The sequence below is a fragment of the Aliarcobacter faecis genome (genome assembly GCF_013201705.1).
Classification (GTDB): Bacteria; Campylobacterota; Campylobacteria; order Campylobacterales; family Arcobacteraceae; genus Aliarcobacter; species Aliarcobacter faecis.
Genome location: NZ_CP053837.1, coordinates 552,898 through 570,909 on the forward strand (window position 1 = coordinate 552,898; position 18,012 = coordinate 570,909).

Sequence of the window (18,012 nt, forward strand, 5' to 3'; positions counted from 1 at the left end):
TACTCCTAAATCTGTGTTACATCTATTTTATTGTACTCTTTGTGGGTACCAATAAATCTTATATACATAACTTGTGCAAAGTAGTTTATTTTTACTACTAGTCTATACTTATTTCCGTGGATATTAAAAACAACTCTATTATTTCCTACTATACTTGCATTTCTATATTGCTCTTTTATATCATTTGGATTTTTAAAGTTAGCTTTTACTGTCTCTTTATGCCAAGCCTCTAGTGGCTCTTTACTATCTTGATATATAGTTTGCTCATAAAAATCTTTTATTGTTTTTTTGGAAATAACTCTCATAGGTAGAATATTAGCTAATTATTGACAATATGTCAATAATTTTTATCAGAAAAATTTGAGAAAAAGCTAGATACTTAGTATCTAACTCTTTTACTAATTAGTTATATTTTTCTTTTAAAGTTTTAAGTTTTTCTTCATCTTCACTAGTAAATTTTATTATTGAAGCAATTTCTTTTTCATCAGCTCCATTAATTTTAAGAACTTCTACTTCTAAAATTACATCTTTTGGAGTTTCAACATTTCCCCATTTAGAAAACATGTTTGGAGATAAAGACCAATTTGCAATTTCACCTACTTCAAGGCCTCCAGGAATGGAATAATTAAAAGTTTCTGTTATCCAAGGTATTTCTCTTCCAATAGATTTTACAGTTCCTTCAAAATAAATTTTTGATATAGCTTTGTCTGTAGAATTTTTTACTTGAAGATTGATTATTGGTTCTTTAAGATTTGAATATTGTATAGTTTTTTGTTCAAATGATGCACTTAAAATTTCAATTTTTTTTAGTATTTCTTTTGATTTTTCAATATTTAACTTTTTTTCTTCGAGTTCTTTAATTTTAGCTAAAGCTCTTTTTTTTTCTTCTTCTAGTTTTGCCTCTTTGATTTTCTTTTCTTCTTCAATTTTTGCAACACGTATTTTTGTAGCTTCTTGAATTACTTCATCTGCAGTTTTATTATTTAATAATACTTTTACATCATTATTAAGATTATCTATACTAGACATGTTTAATAATATATTTTTAAAATTAATTTGACTGAATAGTATAATTTGTAATGCTTCATCAAATTCTTTTTGTTTTTCTACTGTTAAAGACTTTTTAACTTCCTGAATAGAACTTTTCATTTTTTCATCATTTGATGTATCAATTCTTGGTGTTCCACAACCGATTAATAATAAAGCAAGTAATATACTTGATAATGAGATTTTTAACATTTCAACTCCTAGAATAATAGATATATAATTATTATAATAGTTAAATTACTCTTTTTTATAAATAAATTTATTTTATCTACCTATCATCTTGAGTCTAGCTGCTCTATTGTTTTTTTTAGAACTTACAACATGAACTACCTTATGACAAATTAACTTATCTTTTGTTTCTTTATCATCTTTTCTTATAGTTTTTATCTTGAAATTATCATTTGTGTTAAATGGTATAAAGTTTATAAGATAGTTATCTTCATCTTCAAAATATACCTTTATAGCACTCTCTTCATCTATTTTATAGTAAACCATATCTCCATTTTGGAATTTTGCAGATGGATCTATGATAGCTATATCTCCATCATATATTTCAGTTGCCATACTATCACCACAAGCAATAACTGCATATAAGTCTTTGTTCCATTCATCTTCGTGAATAAAAGTTTTCATTTTTTCATCTTGCAAACAATTTATTTGGGCACTACCACATGATGCAGTTGATAGAACAGGAACAGATTTAACATTTGTTTCTAATTTTTTTCCGCTTAATGCATCTATGCTTGTACTTAATATTTCAGAAAAAGCATTTAATTTATCAAGTGTTGGAGTTGCATTTTTACCATTTTTTCTTCTATAAGATTTCATTGTATCTATTGTGATTTCAATATCATATTTATTTTTTAGAATATCAACCAAATCTTGATTTGTATAGTCTTTACTTTCTATAAGTTTTGAAAATAGTTCTACATTAAATGTCATATAAAAGCCTTATATATTTTTTGAGTGCATTAATTATACACTTTTATAGTGTTATTGAATTACACTCATTAAGTTTTATTTAAGAGTAATAATATTACACTTCTTTTTATGAAAAGAGAAAAATTAAAAACAATATTATTAAAACACTATTCAAAAGATAGTATTAAGTCTATTCTTTGTGGAAGAATGAAACCTTCAATTGAAAAAAGAATAGTTCTAAATAAAGATTTTAATATTCCAATTCTTGCTTGGGAAAATATCAAATCTTATCTAGCTGAAAATATATCAACTTCTGTAAGTATAGATGAAGTCCAAAAAATAAAACAAAAGTACGAGGTATAACTATGAAAAAAATTATAAAACTGCCATTGCCTCAAAGATATATTAATAAAAAAGATAGAGCAACTTTAAAATCTCTTGAAATAATTGGAAGAGAGAAATATGCTCAATTATTGAATAATAATTTAATCATAGTAGATTACGAGACTTTGACTCTTAATCAAAGAAATCATAGAGGGCATATTTCAAGATTAAATAAAACTATTGAAGTTTTGACCACTCTTCTAAATCATAAGGCTCATCAACATCAATTTGTAAATCCCAATCAGTGTAACCAGTTGCACACATATAAACATCATCAGCAGCCATATCAGCATTTGGATAACTCCCTAGTTTTTCCTCAGAGCCTGAGGGTTCTTTTATCCATAGTTCAACTCCATCATAAGAAGGAATAATAAAAAATGTACCAAATTTTGTTTTATAAAAATATTTCATTGTAATGTGTCCTTTTTTGTGTATTTTTTGTGGCAAAAAGATTATATCAAATAAAGGACACTTTAGAGTGAAACTCTAAGAAAGGTTAAAAAATGGCTGAATATTTACATATTGGAAATAAAAGACAAAAAGAGCATGGTTTACTTGTAACTATCAATAAATCAATAGTTAAGTATTGTAAAAAAAGCAATATTGATAAAACTTCTTTTGCCATAAAAATAGGTCTTGCAAGTGAAAACTCTCTTTTGAATAAACTCAAAAAAAGTAGAGAAGATACAGATATAACAATTACTGAGCTTATACATATTACAGAAATAACTTCAAACTATGAACCGCTTAAATACTTAAATGAAATGTTTGGTTTTGTGATGGTTAGTAGTGAACCTGAAGAAGATATAACAGTAGAACAGTTAAATCAAATAACAGATGAAGCACAAATAGAATCAAATGAATTTTTTGCAGTTACAAAAATAGCAAATAAAGATAAAAAAATATCTGTTGAAGAGAAAAACAATATGCTAAAAGAGGGTATGGAAGCTCTTGAAAAACTAAAAGAGCAACTTGAAGCAATAAGAAAAATAAAACCTTTTGATTTAGAAGATGATGAAGATGAATGAAGCTCTACATATACTAAAAAGTTTTAAATCTCAAAAAAATTACAAGTTAAATAAACTTGATATTTCAAATATGAAAGATATGCAGACAATTATTAAAGATACTAAGGAATATCTTGAAAATCTTAAAAAAGGTGTTAAAAATGGCAAGTATTAAAGATGAAATTCATCAATATCTAAAAAATGGAAATAGTATCACTCCAGCTATTGCAGCAGAAGAGTTTAACTGTTATTGTTTAGCAGCTGTTATCTTGAAGCTTAGGAAAAAAGGTATAACTATTTTAAGCGAAAAGATAGAGGGAACTCAAAGTAAAAGATATTGGATAGATAATGCAAGATAAAAATAATATAAATATTGAAAAAGCAGTTTTAAGCTCCATATTTTTTGATTATGAAAATATCTACATAGCTAAAGAGTATTTAGTTCCAAAAGATTTTTATTTTCCTGCTCATCAAAAAATATATGAAGCTATGCTAAAACTTCATAGTGAAGATATGCCAATAGATGAAGATTTTATAAGAAAAAATATAAAAGATTTGAATGATAATATCTTTCTTGAAATACTTTCTGCAAACCCTATCACAAATATAAAAGCTTATGTAAAAGATATCAAAGATAGTTCAATTAAAAGAGAATTGATATCTTTAGCTACAACAATAAAAAAAGTAAGTATTGAAGATGATGTAAATGCTTCACAAGCAGTTGCAACAGTAGAAGATGAACTGTATAAGATAACAGATACTACAAAAACATATAAGAGTAGAAATATCTCACAAATAGTTGAGTCTTTTAAACAAAAACATAAATTAGCTGGAACTCAAGAGGGCTTAGGTAGATTTATTAAAATAGGTATAACTAACTTTGATAATAAATTTAAAGGATTTGAACCAGGTAGCTATGTAATTATTGGTGCTCGTCCATCTATGGGTAAAACTTCCTTGGCTCTTCAAATAGCTCTTACAAATATAAAAAGACAAAAAGGTGTTATTGTAGATAGTTTAGAGATGAGTGCTGAAGATTTAATTATGAGAATGGTAGCTCAAGAGAGCCAAGAAGATATAACTGATTTATTATCTGGACTTGTAAAAGATTTTGATAGCTTTCAAAAAACATTAAACTATTTTAGCTCTAATCAATATCTACACATAGATGATAAAGTTTTGACTTTTAATCAACTCAAATCAAAATTTCTAAAAATTAAAAGAGCAAGAGATAAAACTGGACTTCCAACTAATGTTTGGATAATTGATCATATTGGATATGTAAAAACAAACTGGAAATTTAAAAGGCACGAAGAGTTAAGTATTGGTTCTAAAATGCTCAAAGAGTTAGCTAAAGAGTTAGGTATAACTATTATTGTTTTATCTCAGTTAAATAGAACTGTGACGGATAGAAAAGGCTTAGCTAAAAATAAACCACAAATGAGTGATTTAAAAGATTCAGGTAGCCTTGAAGAGGATGCAGACTATATAGTTTTCCCCCATAGAGATTCATACTATGAATCTAAAGAGAAAAATATTATTGAAAATCCAGTTAATGATGCAATTATAATTGTTGATAAAAATAGAAATGGTCCTTGTGGTGTGATTAAAACTCAATATAAAGGACCAACAACAACTTTTGGGAGTTTCCCAATTATAGAATATGCACATAAAGAACAAAAGGATAGGGAATATCAAGAGCCTTTAAATGCTGATATTCCAGAGATACTTATGTAATGGTAATTGAAAAATTTAAAATAAAGGAAAAAATAGAAGTGAATACACCAAAACAGTTGAAAGAGATACTTAAATACTGTAATCCTTTAATGATGAATTTCTATAAAAGCCAGTTACCAAGTCTAAGTATAAAAGGCTTTGGTCAAGATATAACAATTAAAAAGGTAGGTATAACCAATGAAGCCTAGACAACATGGAATTTACATTCCTAGTGATTATTATCGCGAACTTAAATTTAAAAAAAACAATAGAACTAAGGCTAGGGCTTTTATGGAATATTATGATGATATGGATTTAGGTGAGCATAATAGTGTTAGATTCTATGCAAAGAGTTGGAATATTGCTGTTGGTACTGCTCATGGTTGGATAGATGATTTTAAAGTAGAGATAGATAAATATTATGCCACTAGACAGCTTAGAAGTGATGGACACTATAGCTATGCAAAAAATGAGAATGAACAATATGAACAAAAGCAAGTGAATGAAAAAGAGTATACAAATAATGATAATATCAATACTTTAAGTATAAGTATTGAACAATCTGAACAAAACAAAATGAACAAAGGATTAAATGCTTCTTTATCTAATAATATAAATGCAGATTCTAACGAATCTACAAATCAATCATCTTCTAAAAACAATAATAAATATAGTGCAAACTTTGAAATACTATGGAACAGATATGATAAAAAATCCTCTAATAAAGGTAGAAGTCAAACTATCTATAATAGAAGATGGAAAAATACTGATATTAAAATAATGATTGAAGCTGTAGATAAATATAAATCTTCCATTGATTTAACTTACTTAAAAGATTTTGATGGGTTTTTAAATGGTTTGATTGATAGCTTTGTACCTAAGAGAGCTTGGATAGTAGATAAGAATAAAAATAAACATATTGGTTGGTTTTATGATAGTGAAAATAGATTTGTAAGCGATGAACAGCTAAATTTGAAGTTAGAGAGTGCAAATATTGCAGAACATATTCAAAATAAAAGGTTTGGATATATAGGAGCTTAAATGAAAATAGAGATTGATTATAAAGAACTTGAAAAATTAAAAGAAAATATTTCAAAAGAAGTATTTAATAAAACCTTTACAGCAACTGTAAATGAGATATTTAATAATTCATTCTCAAAAACTAGAACTCAAATTAAAAAGAAATGGAATATTGATATTAAACAAGAGAATAAAGAATGGGTATTTGCAAATAAATCAACAGGAAAAACAAATAAAAGAAATGGAAGAATGAAATTAACAAGAGCAAATGTAAATAATAAATACATTATTTTGGATATATCAGGAACTCCTTTAAACCTTTCACTATTTGAATTTACTTGGACTCAAGAAATTGAAGCAAAAAAAACATTTAAATCAGCTATGAAAGTTATTAAAAAAATGCACAACATGGATAAGCTAAATAAAAATAAAGTTAGAGTAAATATTCTTAAGTCTCAGATAACAACTCTTGAAAGTGCTTTTGTTGCAACAATGAAGAATGGGCATATTGGTATCTTTGAAAGATTAGGGAGTAAAAGATTGCCAATACTTGAAAAAAGAACAATTACTCCTCAATCAATGTTTAAACAAGTTGATTTTGAAAACATTTTAGAAAAAGATTTTGATGAAAAAATGTTGAGTAGATTTTTTCATAACTTAGAGAGGTTAAGTAATGGTTATTGGAAATAATTATATAGGTTCTCCTGCCGATATAGAGTGGATGAGGGTGGCAGAGCACCCAAGGAATAAGGAGTTTTACAATTTTAAAAGTGGTTGTGGTTTTTTATTTTTAAGTTGTAGTAGTAAGGGTAAATAGATATGAGATTTAATCAAAGTAAGTTCGCAAAAGAAGTAGGGTGTACCCAACAAAATATTTCAAAACTTATAAAAAAAGGTATATTGGAAGTAGGAGTTGATAAAAAGCTTGATTTGGATAGTTCTTTGCAAAGATTAAGAGATTTTAATTTACTTGATGAGAATAATAAATTAAAAAATGGTGGATCTTTTAAAACTGAAAAAGTAGAAGATAAAAAAGATATTACTCTTTTTGAGGCTATGAAAGATCAGCCATCAAGAGCAACTGAAACAAAAGAGCAAAAAGAGCAAAGAGAGTTAGAAGAAAAAGAGGAGCAAAAAGCTCTTAGAGAATTGGAATTAAAAGAACAAGAAGCTAGAAATAAAAATCTAATTTTAGATGAAGATGATGACCTAACTGAATATAACTATACAAAATCAAAAGCTAGAAGAGAGCATTATCTATCAAAAATAGCAGAAATCGACACCAAAGTAAAACTTGGAGAACTTGTTCCAAAAGTTGAAGTAGAACAAACTTTTTTTGAAGAAGCTAGAAAAGTTAGAGATATGCTTTTAAATCTTCCAAATAAAATGGCTATGAGAGTAGTAGGAAAAAAAGATATTAAAGAGATTGAGTTAATAATAAATGATGAAATTAGATATATATTAGGGAATTTATCAAGATGAGTGTAAATCCACATATAAACTCTAAATTATTAGAAGCTCTAAAAAAAGGTTTTGAACCTGATCCACTTATGACTGTTTCAGAGTGGGCTGATGCTTATAGAGTATTACCTAGTGAAAGTTCTAGTGAACCTGGGCAATACAGAACTGAAAGAATGCCTTATTTAGAAGAGATTGCTTATGAATTATCTCCACAAAGCCCAACAGCTGAAATAACTGTTATAAAAGGCACACAGCTAGGCTTTACAGAACTAGGGAATAATATGCTATTTTGCTATGCAGATTTATATCCTTGTCCTATGCTTCAAATTTTGCCAACAGAATCAGCTGTTAGAACTCACTCCTCTTCAAAACTTTGGGCTTCTATAAAAGTAACTCCAAGACTTAAAAATCTATTTCGTGCTAGAAAATCAAAAGATGGTTCAAGTATTACATCACTTTTGTTTAGAGGTGGGAGTATAGCTCTTGGTTGGTCCAATTCAGCTGCAACATTTGCTTCAATGAGTAGGAGAGTTGTAATTTGTGATGATATTGATAGATGGGGAGAGGAAATAGAGGGAGGTGATCCTCTTGATTTGGCAAAAAATAGAGCTGAAGCATTTCCAAACAACAAAAAGATTTACTACAATTCAAGTCCAGGAAAGAAACACAACTCTAAAATATTGCCAAAATATGAATCATCATCACAAGCACTTTATACTATGAAATGTCCACATTGTGGTGAAGATATAGTATTTGAAAGAGATGGATTTAAATTCTCTTATGATGAAGAGTATAGGCTTACAGATGATGTAGTTTTTGTATGTCTAAACAATGGTTGCATAATAGAAGAACACCAAAAATATGAGATGATGAAAAAAGAGAATGGTGCTAGATATGTACATAAATTTCCTGAACGAGAACATAAAGGTTATAGAGTGCCTAGCTATTATTCACCATTTGCAAAGTGGAATGAAATATTTCAAAGCTTTTTAGATGCAAGAAAAGAGCAAAAGCAAAAAAAGATTTCAATAAAAATGGCTGGTTGGGTAAATACAAAAGATGCTAATGTTTGGGAAGAAAAGATTGAAAAACTTGATATACAAGAGTTTTTAAATAGACATGAAGATTATGCAGCTGATGTTCCAAATGGAGCATATATATTAACTGCAGGAGTTGATACTCAAGATGATAGATTAGAAGTTGAAGTTGTAGGGTGGGGTAAATATGGAGAGAGTTGGAGTATAGCAAAATTAATTCTTGAAGGTGATCCAAAATTCCCAAGAGTTTGGCAAAAGCTAGATAATGTTTTAGAGAACAGTTACAAACACGAAAGTGGTATAGATATGAAGATTTTGGGATTAGGAATAGATAGTGGAGGGCATAGAACAGATTATGTTTACAACTATTGCAAAACAAGAGTAGAGCAAAATGTATTTTGTATGAAAGGTGATAACTCTGTAGAAACTCCAATTTTAAAATCTGGAATATCAAAAAATAAAGATGGAAGCTTACGACTTTATATGATAGGAGTAAATAGTGCTAAAGATGTAGTTTATGGACAACTTACTACAAAAGAAGTTGGTCCAGGATATATGCACTATCCAAAAAAACCTGAGTATAATGAAGAACATTTTAAGCAGCTTACAGGTGAAGCAAAAGATAAAACAACTGGAAGATGGAAAAAGTTTAGAGCTAGAAATGAAGCACTAGATTTAAGAGTATATGCTATGGCAACACTTAGAATACTTGAAAACCAATACTATCCAAATGGTATAGACTGGGATGATATAGAACTAGAGTTTAATGCAAGAGTAGAAGAAGAGCTAAATATAGTAAGAAAAGTAGAAAAAGAGATAGTAGAGCATAATTCTTTTAGTGATTGGAGAGATAACTACTAATGTCTGTAAATCATTTAATAAATAGAAACTGGTGGAATAAAAGAGATAATCTAAAAAACAAACCATCTTTGAGCAATAGAACTTTGCATGTGATAGATTATATAATGAGTGAAGAAGAACTAGCTCTTGGAATAGTGATAGAAAAGCTTATGACTACTCCAAATCTATATAAAGAAACTCTTGAAAAGTTAAAGAGTGATTATCCTGATATAGAATAAAAATAATTAATCATAATAAAATATAGAGAATTATATAATTAGTTTATTAAAAATAAATATATGAGGAATTTATAATGACTTTAGAAAATAATTATGGTTTGGTAAAAAACTTTCTTGATGCAAATAAGAAAGATTATAGTAGTGGGCTATGTGCAGATAATTTTTTTATAGAATATTATATAGATAACAAATTAAAGCTTAAAGGGGAAGAAAAAATAATTTTTAATACTAATCATCCAGAATATAGTGATGATATTTCTATATCTAGTTTAGACAGTGATATATATCATACAGGTTTTAGAGCACAATTTCTTAAATATAAATATGATAAAGATAAAAATATTTTAGAAATAATAAGTGATAATAAAACTCCTAAACATGGCCCATATAAAGTTTTAATTTATGGTGATTATAAAAAATAATTAGAATTAATCATTAGTAAATATTGTAAATATATGGTATTTGCTAATTGAAATTTTTTCATTTAATGTATTCAATTGAATTTTTAATAATCCAAAATAATAAATACACTTTTTGCCGTATCATATAATATACGTAATGCATAGATAAAACATCCTGTAATAGATACATTTAAAAATAATTCAAATTCATTATGCAATTTAATAAAAGAAGAATCTTGAATAATTAAAAATAAAATAGCAACAAATACTATACTAACTTGTTCTTTTATTGATAAAATCATTTGTTTTTTTGTACTGTTAAAACTATTTATTTGACCTGTTTTATCTATCAGTTCTCTTATTTTTGTTAATAATATACTTAACGTAGCAGAATTAATAGCTATCAATGCAACTAAAAGTGTAATAAGATTTTGTTTTAAAAAATTTATTAAATAAAGACTTCCTAAAAATAATTGTAATTGAGTTAATAAATACCCAACTACAATTGAAAGTAAGATATTGAAAACTATATCATTTTTCATTCTAAAATACTTTTTAAACTTTCTGCTATATTATTTATATTATCAGAAGATATTTCCACTTCAGCTATTTCAACTTGTTTTATATCATTTGCTGTTTGAACTCTCTTTTTAATCCCTTTTATTTTTATAGAGATATTTCCTCCCCCTTCACTTGCATAATCAACTAAATCATTGATTTGTTTGATTCCTTTATCTACACGAAGTGTTGAACTATCGTGTGAATCAATTTCTATGTTAGTTTTAGCTGTATTTGTTAATTTAGCTAAATTCTTGACATCATCACTAAGAGATTGAGAAATATTTGCCATATTTGGAGTAATTAACTCAAATTTGATATTTTGAATTTTGTTATCGTGTTCTTCTATAATATTCCAAAAAGCTTCTTTATGGAATATTGGTTCACCATAAAAACTTAATTGTCTTTGTTCTAAAGCATTGTTTATAGATTCTGTTAAAATCTTTAAAACAGATTTTGTATGTGAAAAAGATTTTTTTCTATCTTGAATAGCAATTATTTGTTTATCGGGATGATTCCATATACCAATAAAGATTGATGGCCAATCTTCCAAATGTTCTTCTTCAAAGTTATCATTTTCAATCTTTGTAGTTCTTTTAGGAGCAAATCTAAAAAGTAAGAAATCATTTTTATTATAAACAAGGAAACCTAATAATGAATTATTTTGAATTTTCCAATCTTTTATTGATTTAATTGCTTCATAAAATAAAATATTCTTTTTTGCAATTAAGTCTTCTATACTAGTTATCTCACCAAATAAATCACCTTGAAAATATCTATTTGTTGGCAATATTTGATATCTATATAGATTAAAATTAATATTTTTCATTTATTGTTAGTTCCTTAATAGTAAAATTAAATAATTATATTAAAATTATTTAATTTATTGCTTAACAGTTTTAATAACTTTGATGATGTTTTTTTCATAAAATTATTCAACTAAGATTTATCTTTTAAATAACTAGAAATCTCTTTTAAGACATTTTTTATATTGTCTGATTCCATTTTTTCTCGTTTAAGTTCTATTGTACTTTCACCTTTTTTTAGTATAAAGTTTCTTTCGGTTTGTAATAAATCACTAATAATATCTTTCATAGCTTCATCATTGCCTGTTGCATGAGCAATTTCTATAGCTGCAAGTTTTGATTCTATATTTGTGAGTTCATTTTGAAAATGTTTTATTTCATCAAGAGTAAATTTATATAATCTTAAAAAGAAATATGCAAATATTTGCATAAATAAGACTAATAAAACTCTTGGTGTATAGTATAAAAAGATTGAATTAATTTCTTTTGATAGGTTATTAGCATCAGATATTGATAAAACCGATAATCCTAAAATTGACAAACCAACAAGTGTTATTCCTCCACCTATAAGTAGATTTACAATAGCTCTTCTTCTCAAATTAGATACTTCATCTTCTAATCTTATTTTTACATTTATTAAAGATTGTTGTAGTGAATATAATTTCAGCGTTTTTTCTAATTCTTCTTTTTCATTAATAGATGTAGAAAAGTTTAAGTTTTTCAGAACTTTTATTTTTTCTTCAAATAAATTAATTTCATTTTTATATTTTTCAATTGGAGATTTTTCCTTAAGTTTTTCTGAATTATTTACTAAATAGTAATATCCAAAAATCATTGCTCCAAATATAATAAATAATATTCCTAAAAATATGTTTTCTTCAACTATACTACGATGAGTTAAATATACTGATTTTATTATTTCTGTAGATATTGACATTAGACCAGATAATATTAACAATATAGCAATTGAATAAACAATAATTCTTATTTTATTATTAGATAACATTTCCAATTTCCTTTCAATTTTTCAATAAATCATAAACAAAATATCCAACAATACAAACTAAAGTAAAAACTAATGATACTTTTAATTTAAAAATCAGATATTTATGAGATGGTAACATTTTATTTAATCCCTTCTATTTCAAGAACTTTATCTTTTACATCATTATAACTTTTAGCTTTCACATAATTATCCAACCAAGATTTAACCCAAGGTGGAACAGGTTTATTTGTATCATTCCAGTTATTTACTGTATTATATGAGATATTTGATAATTCTGCAAAATCTTTTTTACTTAAATCAATATTCTTTAAAAAATCTGTAAATTCTTGTTTATTCACTTGTAATCCCCATAAAATAAGCATTTCACTTAAAAGTGAAACGCCAAATTTATATTAAATAGATGTAATATTCTATCATAATATATTTAAAAGATGTATTAGTGCTTGCAAATATATTTATTTGATGTAATATTTTAATATAAAACATCAAAGGAATGTAAAATGAGTATAAAAGCAATAAATAAAAGTGGTAGAAGTAGAGTTTTAAGAGTTGATAGTTTTGAAACTATGATAAAAATTGTAGATAGATTTGAAAGATGGGAGTTTGTATCATGAGCGAAATTATAAAAATATCAAGTGAAATTATAGGAATTAAAAAGATAAATAGTGTAAAAGCAAGAGATTTACATAAGGCTCTTGGAATTATAAAACCTTTTACAGATTGGATAAAAGTTCAAATCCAAAGAACAGGGTTAAGAATAAATATAGATTATATTGTTTTTGATGAAAAGGTTGAAGCTGGAAATGGTTTTTCTTTTAGAAAAGAATATATACTTGATGCAAGAAGTGCAAAACATATTGCAATGATGAGTCAAGGTAAAAAAGCCGAAAATGTAAGGGATTATTTTGTAGAAATAGAAGAACAATATGAACTATTGATGCAAAACCCAAACATTCACGAACTAAGTGGAAGAGTTGGTGGACTTACTCGTTCAAACAATGAATTGAGAAAAGAGCTTGATAAATTGAAGAAAAACTCTAAAAAGAGATTTGAAAATCTTGAAGATGATGTTGATGAACTAAAATCAAAACAGTTTTTAATCACTCATAAAAGTTTTGATGAAAAGCTAGATTTACTATTTAAAAGAAATAAAGAGATTTTAAATAGAAATGCAAATGAGTTTAATAGAGAAACTTTTATCAAATGGCTACAAGAACACAATGTTTTTTATGGTGAATATCTTGAAATCTTAAGAACAGATGGTACTGAACTTCAAAGATGGGCTATAAATCAATTTGAGAATGAGAAAAAAAGAAGAGTTGAAGCTGAAAAAGAGCTATATAAAATGAAATATAGATATGAAAAAACATTAAATAAAATATCAGATTTGCAAAAAATTGCTAAAAATATTGTGGATTTTGATATGGAAATAGAAAAAGAAATGAATATGGTTGATTTTGGGTAATATAAAGCCAAAAAGGCTTTATATTAAATAGAAGTGTTATTTTTTAATATATCCATAACCTGTTTTTCAAAACCCTCTAAAATAAAAATAAATGCTGATCTATCGTCTAAGGATATTTTTTCTCTTATATATTTTAAAGTAATTATATTTTCAGATTGAATAACATCAAAAATTTTACTAAGGTATTTATACTTTATTTCAAAATAAGGTGAATATTCTTTATTAAAAGAAGGAGAATCTTCTTGAATTATTACTAATATATCATTTATATCCGATTCTGTAAAAAACAATTTCATAATTAATTTCCTTTATTGTTAATTTATAGTTTTATCAAGTATAAAACCGATATTTTACAACCTTTTTACTACTATTTAAAAAACTACAACCTATATACCATAATTTTAAAAAAAATGGTAGGGTAGAAAATCCTACCCTAAAAAAATATTCTAAATCTTGTCAAAATTGCACCAAGAAAAATAAAAAGGTGCAAAAGATGGCAAGAACAATAGGTGAACTTTACGATTCAATTCTTTTTCAAATTGAAAAAACACAAGAATCACAATCTTATCAAACTGAATCAGGTGCACAACTTACTCGTGGACAACTTTCTACACTTTATGCTGAGAGAAATAGACTTTTAGAAAAAATTGAACAATATGGTAGAAACTATATCGAAGGACAAAATACAGCACCAATTGGTGATATTTCTTTAGTGAGTTTTGCATAATGAATAAAATAGCACAAACTTTACTATGGACTTCAAATGTACTAACTTTTGGTGCAGTTAGGAAAGTTTATGAAAGAGCATTTTATGAAGGTGCAAAACAAACTAGACTAAATAGAGATTTTAATATCCAAAACAATCACTTTGAATTACAAGCTTCAGCAGATAGAGATATGCTAAGAGCTAGAGCTAGATGGCTAAGTGCGAACAATCCTATTTGTAAAAGTATAGATAACTCAATTATAAAAAATGTAGTGGGAAATGGTATCTCTTTGCAATCAAGGATAAATAAAAATGAAGTAAAAAATGCAGAAGATTTTAACAATAAAATAGAAACTTTGTGGAATGAGTTCATTAAAAAACAGAACTTTGATGTAACAGGTAGAGCTTCTTTTAGAAAATTTCAAAAAATGCTTGTAAAAGCAAAACTTGTAGATGGTGAATCTTTAATAAATTGTATTTGGACTAAAGATAAAAAATTCCCTTTGAAGTTTCAACTTATAGAAGTTGATCAACTTGATATTTCAAAAAAGAGAAATAATGATAACACTATTTTTAGTGGAGTTGAAATAGATAGTTTTGGAAAACCAATAGCCTATCACTTAAAAACAGAAGTAAATAGTTTTTCCTCAAAAAGATTTGATGCAAAAAATATTATTCATTTTTACGATGCTGAAAGAGTTACTCAATATCGTGGAATATCAGAATATGCACAAACTATCAATAACTTAAAAGATTTTCAAGCATATAACGATAGTGAAATTATTAAAAATAGAGTTTTAGCCTCTTTTGCAACATTTATAAAAACTTCAAATGTTGGAGGGAATATTTTTGGAGATAAAAAATTAGCAGAGAAATCAGGAAGTAGCGACCCTATAAAAGAGATAACAGCAGGGATGATTAAATATCTTCGCCCTGGAGAAGAAGTTGCAACTGTGCAATCAAATCAGTTAGGAAATAGTTACAACGATTTTATAAAAAATACTATTCGAATAATATCAGCAGGAAGAGATATATCTTATGAACTTGCTATTAGAGATTACTCACAAGTTAATTTTTCAAGTGCAAGAGCTAGTTTGATTCAAGATAACAAAAGATTTGATGATGAGCAAATATTACTTGTAGAGGACGCACTAAATCCAATGTTTGAAATGTTTGTAGATAGTGTAGTTTTAAGTGGTGCTTTGCAAGTACCAAATGATTATTGGTCAAATAAAGAAAAATATATAAAAGCTGTTTGGATTATGCCAACTAGAGAGTGGGTGGACCCACTAAAAGATATTAAATCAATAGAATCTGAAATAAAACTTGGATTAAACAGTCGTACAAGAGCAGCTGCTGGAAAAGGTAGAAATTTTGAAGATATTATTGAAGAGCAGATAAATGAAGAAAAATTGATTGCTGAAAAAAGAAAAAAAGCTGGACTTGAACCAGTTTTAGTTGAAGAGTAAATTTTCCCGCGGGAAAATCTAAAAAAAGGAGGAAATGTGCCAAAGAAAAAAGAAGATATACAACGAAAATTAGCTGGATTTGATACTCAAAGAAATTTTATTGTTGATAAAAATGCAATAAATGAAGAGAGTAGAACTATATCTTTTATCCTTGTTTCTGAACAAAATGAGGGTGAAAGATATGACTGGTGGAAAGATGAAGTTTTTATTGAGAAACTAGATGTTAATGGAGCTAAAGTTGAAAGACTTAAAACATTCTTCAAAGACCACAATAGAAGTGTTGATTCTGCTATAGGAAAAATTGAAAATGTAAGAGTAGAAGATGGAAAACTAAAAGCAGATGTAGTTTTTGGAACTGATGAAGCAAGTGAAAAAATCTTTAGAAAGTATGTAGATGGGATTTTAACTGATTGTTCAATTGGTTATCGAATCTTATCTACAAAAATTGAAGAGAGAAAAGGTGAACCAACACTTGTAACTGTAACAGAATATGAGATATTTGAACTTAGTGCAGTTGGAGTTGGTTTTGATAGAGGTGCGACTGTAGGTCGAGAATTAAATTTAAATAAAGGAGATGATTCTATGAATGAAGAGTTAAAAAAAGAGTTAGAGCAGTTAAGATCTATTGTAGATGGTTTAACAGCTGAACAACAAACGAGAAAAGTTCAGTTGGAAAAAATGGAAGAAGAATCAAAAAGAGCAATGGATTCAAATAATTTTAAAAATGAACAAACAAGAACAGCTGAAATTATGGATTTAACAACTGCTGGACATTTAACACTTGAAAGAGCTAGTGAATTTGTAAAAACTGGTGCGTCTATTGATGAAGTTAGAAAAGCAATTATTGATGAAAAAACAAGAGTTTCTCAAACTGTTGTTGTAGGTGGAACTCCTGATGCAGAAAGTATGGTTAGAAGTATTGAAGATTCAATCATTGCTAGATGTGGAGTACAAGTTGAGTTAAAAGACAATTATTTTAGAGGTGCATCTTTAACTGATATGGCAAGACATTTACTAGGTGTAAGTTCTATGGATAGATTAGATATTGCACAAAGATCTATGAGTAATGATCAGTTTGCACTTTTACTTGGAAATGTAGCAAATAGAGTTTTAGTTTCAAATTTTGAAGAGCAAGAAGGAACTTATCATCTTTGGACTTCAAATGTAGATTTACCAAATTTTAAAATTCAAAATGATGTAAGTATCAAAAACCCAAATGGAAGACTTGCTAAATTAAAAGAAAAAGGTGAGTTAGAAAATCTTGAATTAGATGAAAATGGAGAAGCTTGGAAGTTAGAAAGCTTTGGAAATAAATTTACATTTACAAGACAGATGCTTATAAATGATGATTTAGGGGCATTTACAAATATTGTTGCACAGTTTGGACAGATGGCAAAAAGAACTGCAAATGGTAGAGTTTATGATTTATTACAAAAAAAAGGTGATTTTGCAAACTATAAAATGAATGACAATAAACCTTTATTTGATACTTCTCATAAAAATTTAGATAATGGAGCAACTTTATCTAGTGAATCTTTAAGTGCTGCAAGAGTTAGAATGAGAAGACAAATGGATGGAGAAATAGCTTTAAATATTAACCCAAAATATTTAATAGTAAGTCCAGAAAATGAAGCAACAGCATTGAGAATCTTAACAAGTGAAGCAGACCCAACAGGAAATAATAGTGGAGTTACAAATATTCATAAAAACTCTTTAACCGTAATTATTGAGAGTGAATTAGATGCAAATCCTTGGTATTTAGCAGCTGCTAGAAAAACTATAAAAACTGGAACTTTAGCTGGAACTGGTGGACAACCAATTGTTCAAGAAAGACTTAGAAGTGGTGGAGGTATCGAATATGATTGTTTATTTGATTTTGGTTTAGTGGTTGAAGACTTTAGAGGTCTATATAAAAATTTAGGAGCATAA

At 27.1% G+C, this 18,012-nt stretch carries 24 protein-coding genes; 15 read left to right on the forward strand and 9 right to left on the reverse strand.

What is annotated here, in order from left to right; translation table 11 throughout:
• Nucleotides 1-5: 5 nt before the first annotated feature.
• The 3 genes from AFAEC_RS02825 to AFAEC_RS02835 all read right to left on the reverse strand — a co-directional run bounded on the left by AFAEC_RS02825 (nt 6) and on the right by AFAEC_RS02835 (nt 1,989).
• Nucleotides 6-305, reverse strand: a complete 300-nt coding sequence (locus AFAEC_RS02825) for a type II toxin-antitoxin system HigB family toxin (RefSeq protein WP_026806078.1) — start codon at nt 303-305, stop codon at nt 6-8.
• Nucleotides 306-402: 97 nt separating this feature from the next.
• Entirely contained in the window at nt 403-1,239 is an 837-nt protein-coding gene (locus AFAEC_RS02830; protein ID WP_026806077.1) for a DUF6694 family lipoprotein, read from the reverse strand.
• Between the two features lie 72 nt (nt 1,240-1,311).
• A complete protein-coding gene (locus tag AFAEC_RS02835) occupies nt 1,312-1,989 on the reverse strand; it encodes a S24 family peptidase (RefSeq protein WP_026806076.1) in 678 nt (225 codons plus the stop codon).
• Nucleotides 1,990-2,097: 108 nt separating this feature from the next.
• Here AFAEC_RS02835 and AFAEC_RS02840 point away from each other — a divergent pair, with 108 nt between their 5' ends.
• Complete coding sequence (locus AFAEC_RS02840; RefSeq protein WP_026806075.1) at nt 2,098-2,331, forward strand: hypothetical protein; 234 nt, start codon at nt 2,098-2,100, stop codon at nt 2,329-2,331.
• 198 nt (nt 2,332-2,529) lie between these two features.
• Here the strand turns inward: AFAEC_RS02840 and AFAEC_RS02845 are convergent, their stop codons facing one another.
• Nucleotides 2,530-2,763 carry a hypothetical protein gene (locus AFAEC_RS02845; protein WP_026806074.1) on the reverse strand — a complete coding sequence of 78 codons (234 nt, stop codon included), beginning with the start codon at nt 2,761-2,763 and terminating at the stop codon, nt 2,530-2,532.
• A gap of 92 nt (nt 2,764-2,855) precedes the next feature.
• On the opposite strand from AFAEC_RS02845, the gene AFAEC_RS02850 reads away from it, so the two are divergent.
• The 10 genes from AFAEC_RS02850 to AFAEC_RS02895 all read left to right on the forward strand — a co-directional run bounded on the left by AFAEC_RS02850 (nt 2,856) and on the right by AFAEC_RS02895 (nt 10,094).
• Entirely contained in the window at nt 2,856-3,380 is a 525-nt protein-coding gene (locus tag AFAEC_RS02850) for a phage regulatory CII family protein (protein ID WP_026806073.1), read from the forward strand.
• The gene (locus tag AFAEC_RS02855; protein ID WP_154656343.1) at nt 3,373-3,534 is read left to right on the forward strand and encodes a hypothetical protein; all 162 of its coding nucleotides are present in this window, start codon (nt 3,373-3,375) and stop codon (nt 3,532-3,534) included. Before AFAEC_RS02850 ends, AFAEC_RS02855 begins: the two co-directional genes overlap by 8 nt.
• A complete protein-coding gene (locus AFAEC_RS02860) occupies nt 3,521-3,718 on the forward strand; it encodes a helix-turn-helix domain-containing protein (RefSeq protein WP_034216473.1) in 198 nt (65 codons plus the stop codon). Before AFAEC_RS02855 ends, AFAEC_RS02860 begins: the two co-directional genes overlap by 14 nt.
• A complete protein-coding gene (locus tag AFAEC_RS02865) occupies nt 3,708-5,096 on the forward strand; it encodes a DnaB-like helicase C-terminal domain-containing protein (protein WP_051489028.1) in 1,389 nt (462 codons plus the stop codon). Before AFAEC_RS02860 ends, AFAEC_RS02865 begins: the two co-directional genes overlap by 11 nt.
• Before the next feature lie 177 nt (nt 5,097-5,273).
• Nucleotides 5,274-6,116, forward strand: a complete 843-nt coding sequence (locus AFAEC_RS02870; RefSeq protein ID WP_148294538.1) for a hypothetical protein — start codon at nt 5,274-5,276, stop codon at nt 6,114-6,116.
• A complete protein-coding gene (locus tag AFAEC_RS02875) occupies nt 6,117-6,785 on the forward strand; it encodes a phage tail protein (RefSeq protein ID WP_026806070.1) in 669 nt (222 codons plus the stop codon).
• Between the two features lie 129 nt (nt 6,786-6,914).
• Complete coding sequence (locus AFAEC_RS02880) at nt 6,915-7,577, forward strand: hypothetical protein (protein WP_026806069.1); 663 nt, start codon at nt 6,915-6,917, stop codon at nt 7,575-7,577.
• Nucleotides 7,574-9,454, forward strand: a complete 1,881-nt coding sequence (locus tag AFAEC_RS02885) for a phage terminase large subunit family protein (RefSeq protein WP_026806068.1) — start codon at nt 7,574-7,576, stop codon at nt 9,452-9,454. Before AFAEC_RS02880 ends, AFAEC_RS02885 begins: the two co-directional genes overlap by 4 nt.
• Complete coding sequence (locus AFAEC_RS02890; RefSeq protein ID WP_026806067.1) at nt 9,454-9,672, forward strand: hypothetical protein; 219 nt, start codon at nt 9,454-9,456, stop codon at nt 9,670-9,672. The genes AFAEC_RS02885 and AFAEC_RS02890 overlap by 1 nt, the downstream gene beginning before the upstream one ends.
• Nucleotides 9,673-9,746: 74 nt before the next feature.
• Nucleotides 9,747-10,094 (forward strand): hypothetical protein, encoded by a 348-nt coding sequence (locus tag AFAEC_RS02895; RefSeq protein WP_026806066.1) that lies wholly within the window; start codon nt 9,747-9,749, stop codon nt 10,092-10,094.
• 83 nt (nt 10,095-10,177) lie between these two features.
• On the opposite strand, the gene AFAEC_RS02900 is transcribed toward AFAEC_RS02895, so the two are convergent.
• The 4 genes from AFAEC_RS02900 to AFAEC_RS02915 form a co-directional block, all read right to left on the reverse strand.
• The gene (locus tag AFAEC_RS02900; RefSeq protein ID WP_026806065.1) at nt 10,178-10,615 is read right to left on the reverse strand and encodes a hypothetical protein; all 438 of its coding nucleotides are present in this window, start codon (nt 10,613-10,615) and stop codon (nt 10,178-10,180) included.
• A complete protein-coding gene (locus AFAEC_RS02905) occupies nt 10,612-11,460 on the reverse strand; it encodes a hypothetical protein (protein WP_026806064.1) in 849 nt (282 codons plus the stop codon). The genes AFAEC_RS02900 and AFAEC_RS02905 overlap by 4 nt, the downstream gene beginning before the upstream one ends.
• A gap of 110 nt (nt 11,461-11,570) precedes the next feature.
• A complete protein-coding gene (locus tag AFAEC_RS02910; RefSeq protein WP_051489027.1) occupies nt 11,571-12,443 on the reverse strand; it encodes a hypothetical protein in 873 nt (290 codons plus the stop codon).
• A 119-nt stretch (nt 12,444-12,562) separates the two neighbouring features.
• A complete protein-coding gene (locus AFAEC_RS02915) occupies nt 12,563-12,781 on the reverse strand; it encodes a helix-turn-helix domain-containing protein (protein WP_026806063.1) in 219 nt (72 codons plus the stop codon).
• Nucleotides 12,782-13,053: 272 nt separating this feature from the next.
• Here AFAEC_RS02915 and AFAEC_RS02920 point away from each other — a divergent pair, with 272 nt between their 5' ends.
• Nucleotides 13,054-13,908, forward strand: coding sequence for an antA/AntB antirepressor family protein (locus tag AFAEC_RS02920; RefSeq protein WP_026806062.1), 855 nt, complete (start codon nt 13,054-13,056; stop codon nt 13,906-13,908).
• Between the two features lie 23 nt (nt 13,909-13,931).
• Here the strand turns inward: AFAEC_RS02920 and AFAEC_RS02925 are convergent, their stop codons facing one another.
• Nucleotides 13,932-14,204, reverse strand: a complete 273-nt coding sequence (locus tag AFAEC_RS02925) for a hypothetical protein (RefSeq protein WP_026806061.1) — start codon at nt 14,202-14,204, stop codon at nt 13,932-13,934.
• A gap of 197 nt (nt 14,205-14,401) precedes the next feature.
• Here AFAEC_RS02925 and AFAEC_RS02930 point away from each other — a divergent pair, with 197 nt between their 5' ends.
• Genes AFAEC_RS02930 through AFAEC_RS02940 form a run of 3 tightly spaced genes read left to right on the forward strand, consistent with a single transcriptional unit; the run spans nt 14,402 to nt 18,012 of the window.
• Complete coding sequence (locus tag AFAEC_RS02930) at nt 14,402-14,635, forward strand: hypothetical protein (RefSeq protein ID WP_026806060.1); 234 nt, start codon at nt 14,402-14,404, stop codon at nt 14,633-14,635.
• The gene (locus AFAEC_RS02935) at nt 14,635-16,083 is read left to right on the forward strand and encodes a phage portal protein (RefSeq protein ID WP_026806059.1); all 1,449 of its coding nucleotides are present in this window, start codon (nt 14,635-14,637) and stop codon (nt 16,081-16,083) included. Before AFAEC_RS02930 ends, AFAEC_RS02935 begins: the two co-directional genes overlap by 1 nt.
• A gap of 36 nt (nt 16,084-16,119) precedes the next feature.
• Complete coding sequence (locus AFAEC_RS02940) at nt 16,120-18,012, forward strand: phage major capsid protein (protein ID WP_026806058.1); 1,893 nt, start codon at nt 16,120-16,122, stop codon at nt 18,010-18,012.

Coding starts and splice junctions, on each gene's coding strand:
- AFAEC_RS02825 (WP_026806078.1), bottom strand. CDS start 305: ATGAGAGTTATTTCCAAAAAAACAATAAAAGATTTTTATGAGCAAACT.
- AFAEC_RS02830 (WP_026806077.1), bottom strand. CDS start 1,239: ATGTTAAAAATCTCATTATCAAGTATATTACTTGCTTTATTATTAATC.
- AFAEC_RS02835 (WP_026806076.1), bottom strand. CDS start 1,989: ATGACATTTAATGTAGAACTATTTTCAAAACTTATAGAAAGTAAAGAC.
- AFAEC_RS02840 (WP_026806075.1), top strand. CDS start 2,098: ATGAAAAGAGAAAAATTAAAAACAATATTATTAAAACACTATTCAAAA.
- AFAEC_RS02845 (WP_026806074.1), bottom strand. CDS start 2,763: ATGAAATATTTTTATAAAACAAAATTTGGTACATTTTTTATTATTCCT.
- AFAEC_RS02850 (WP_026806073.1), top strand. CDS start 2,856: ATGGCTGAATATTTACATATTGGAAATAAAAGACAAAAAGAGCATGGT.
- AFAEC_RS02855 (WP_154656343.1), top strand. CDS start 3,373: ATGAATGAAGCTCTACATATACTAAAAAGTTTTAAATCTCAAAAAAAT.
- AFAEC_RS02860 (WP_034216473.1), top strand. CDS start 3,521: ATGGCAAGTATTAAAGATGAAATTCATCAATATCTAAAAAATGGAAAT.
- AFAEC_RS02865 (WP_051489028.1), top strand. CDS start 3,708: ATGCAAGATAAAAATAATATAAATATTGAAAAAGCAGTTTTAAGCTCC.
- AFAEC_RS02870 (WP_148294538.1), top strand. CDS start 5,274: ATGAAGCCTAGACAACATGGAATTTACATTCCTAGTGATTATTATCGC.
- AFAEC_RS02875 (WP_026806070.1), top strand. CDS start 6,117: ATGAAAATAGAGATTGATTATAAAGAACTTGAAAAATTAAAAGAAAAT.
- AFAEC_RS02880 (WP_026806069.1), top strand. CDS start 6,915: ATGAGATTTAATCAAAGTAAGTTCGCAAAAGAAGTAGGGTGTACCCAA.
- AFAEC_RS02885 (WP_026806068.1), top strand. CDS start 7,574: ATGAGTGTAAATCCACATATAAACTCTAAATTATTAGAAGCTCTAAAA.
- AFAEC_RS02890 (WP_026806067.1), top strand. CDS start 9,454: ATGTCTGTAAATCATTTAATAAATAGAAACTGGTGGAATAAAAGAGAT.
- AFAEC_RS02895 (WP_026806066.1), top strand. CDS start 9,747: ATGACTTTAGAAAATAATTATGGTTTGGTAAAAAACTTTCTTGATGCA.
- AFAEC_RS02900 (WP_026806065.1), bottom strand. CDS start 10,615: ATGAAAAATGATATAGTTTTCAATATCTTACTTTCAATTGTAGTTGGG.
- AFAEC_RS02905 (WP_026806064.1), bottom strand. CDS start 11,460: ATGAAAAATATTAATTTTAATCTATATAGATATCAAATATTGCCAACA.
- AFAEC_RS02910 (WP_051489027.1), bottom strand. CDS start 12,443: ATGTTATCTAATAATAAAATAAGAATTATTGTTTATTCAATTGCTATA.
- AFAEC_RS02920 (WP_026806062.1), top strand. CDS start 13,054: ATGAGCGAAATTATAAAAATATCAAGTGAAATTATAGGAATTAAAAAG.
- AFAEC_RS02925 (WP_026806061.1), bottom strand. CDS start 14,204: ATGAAATTGTTTTTTACAGAATCGGATATAAATGATATATTAGTAATA.
- AFAEC_RS02930 (WP_026806060.1), top strand. CDS start 14,402: ATGGCAAGAACAATAGGTGAACTTTACGATTCAATTCTTTTTCAAATT.
- AFAEC_RS02935 (WP_026806059.1), top strand. CDS start 14,635: ATGAATAAAATAGCACAAACTTTACTATGGACTTCAAATGTACTAACT.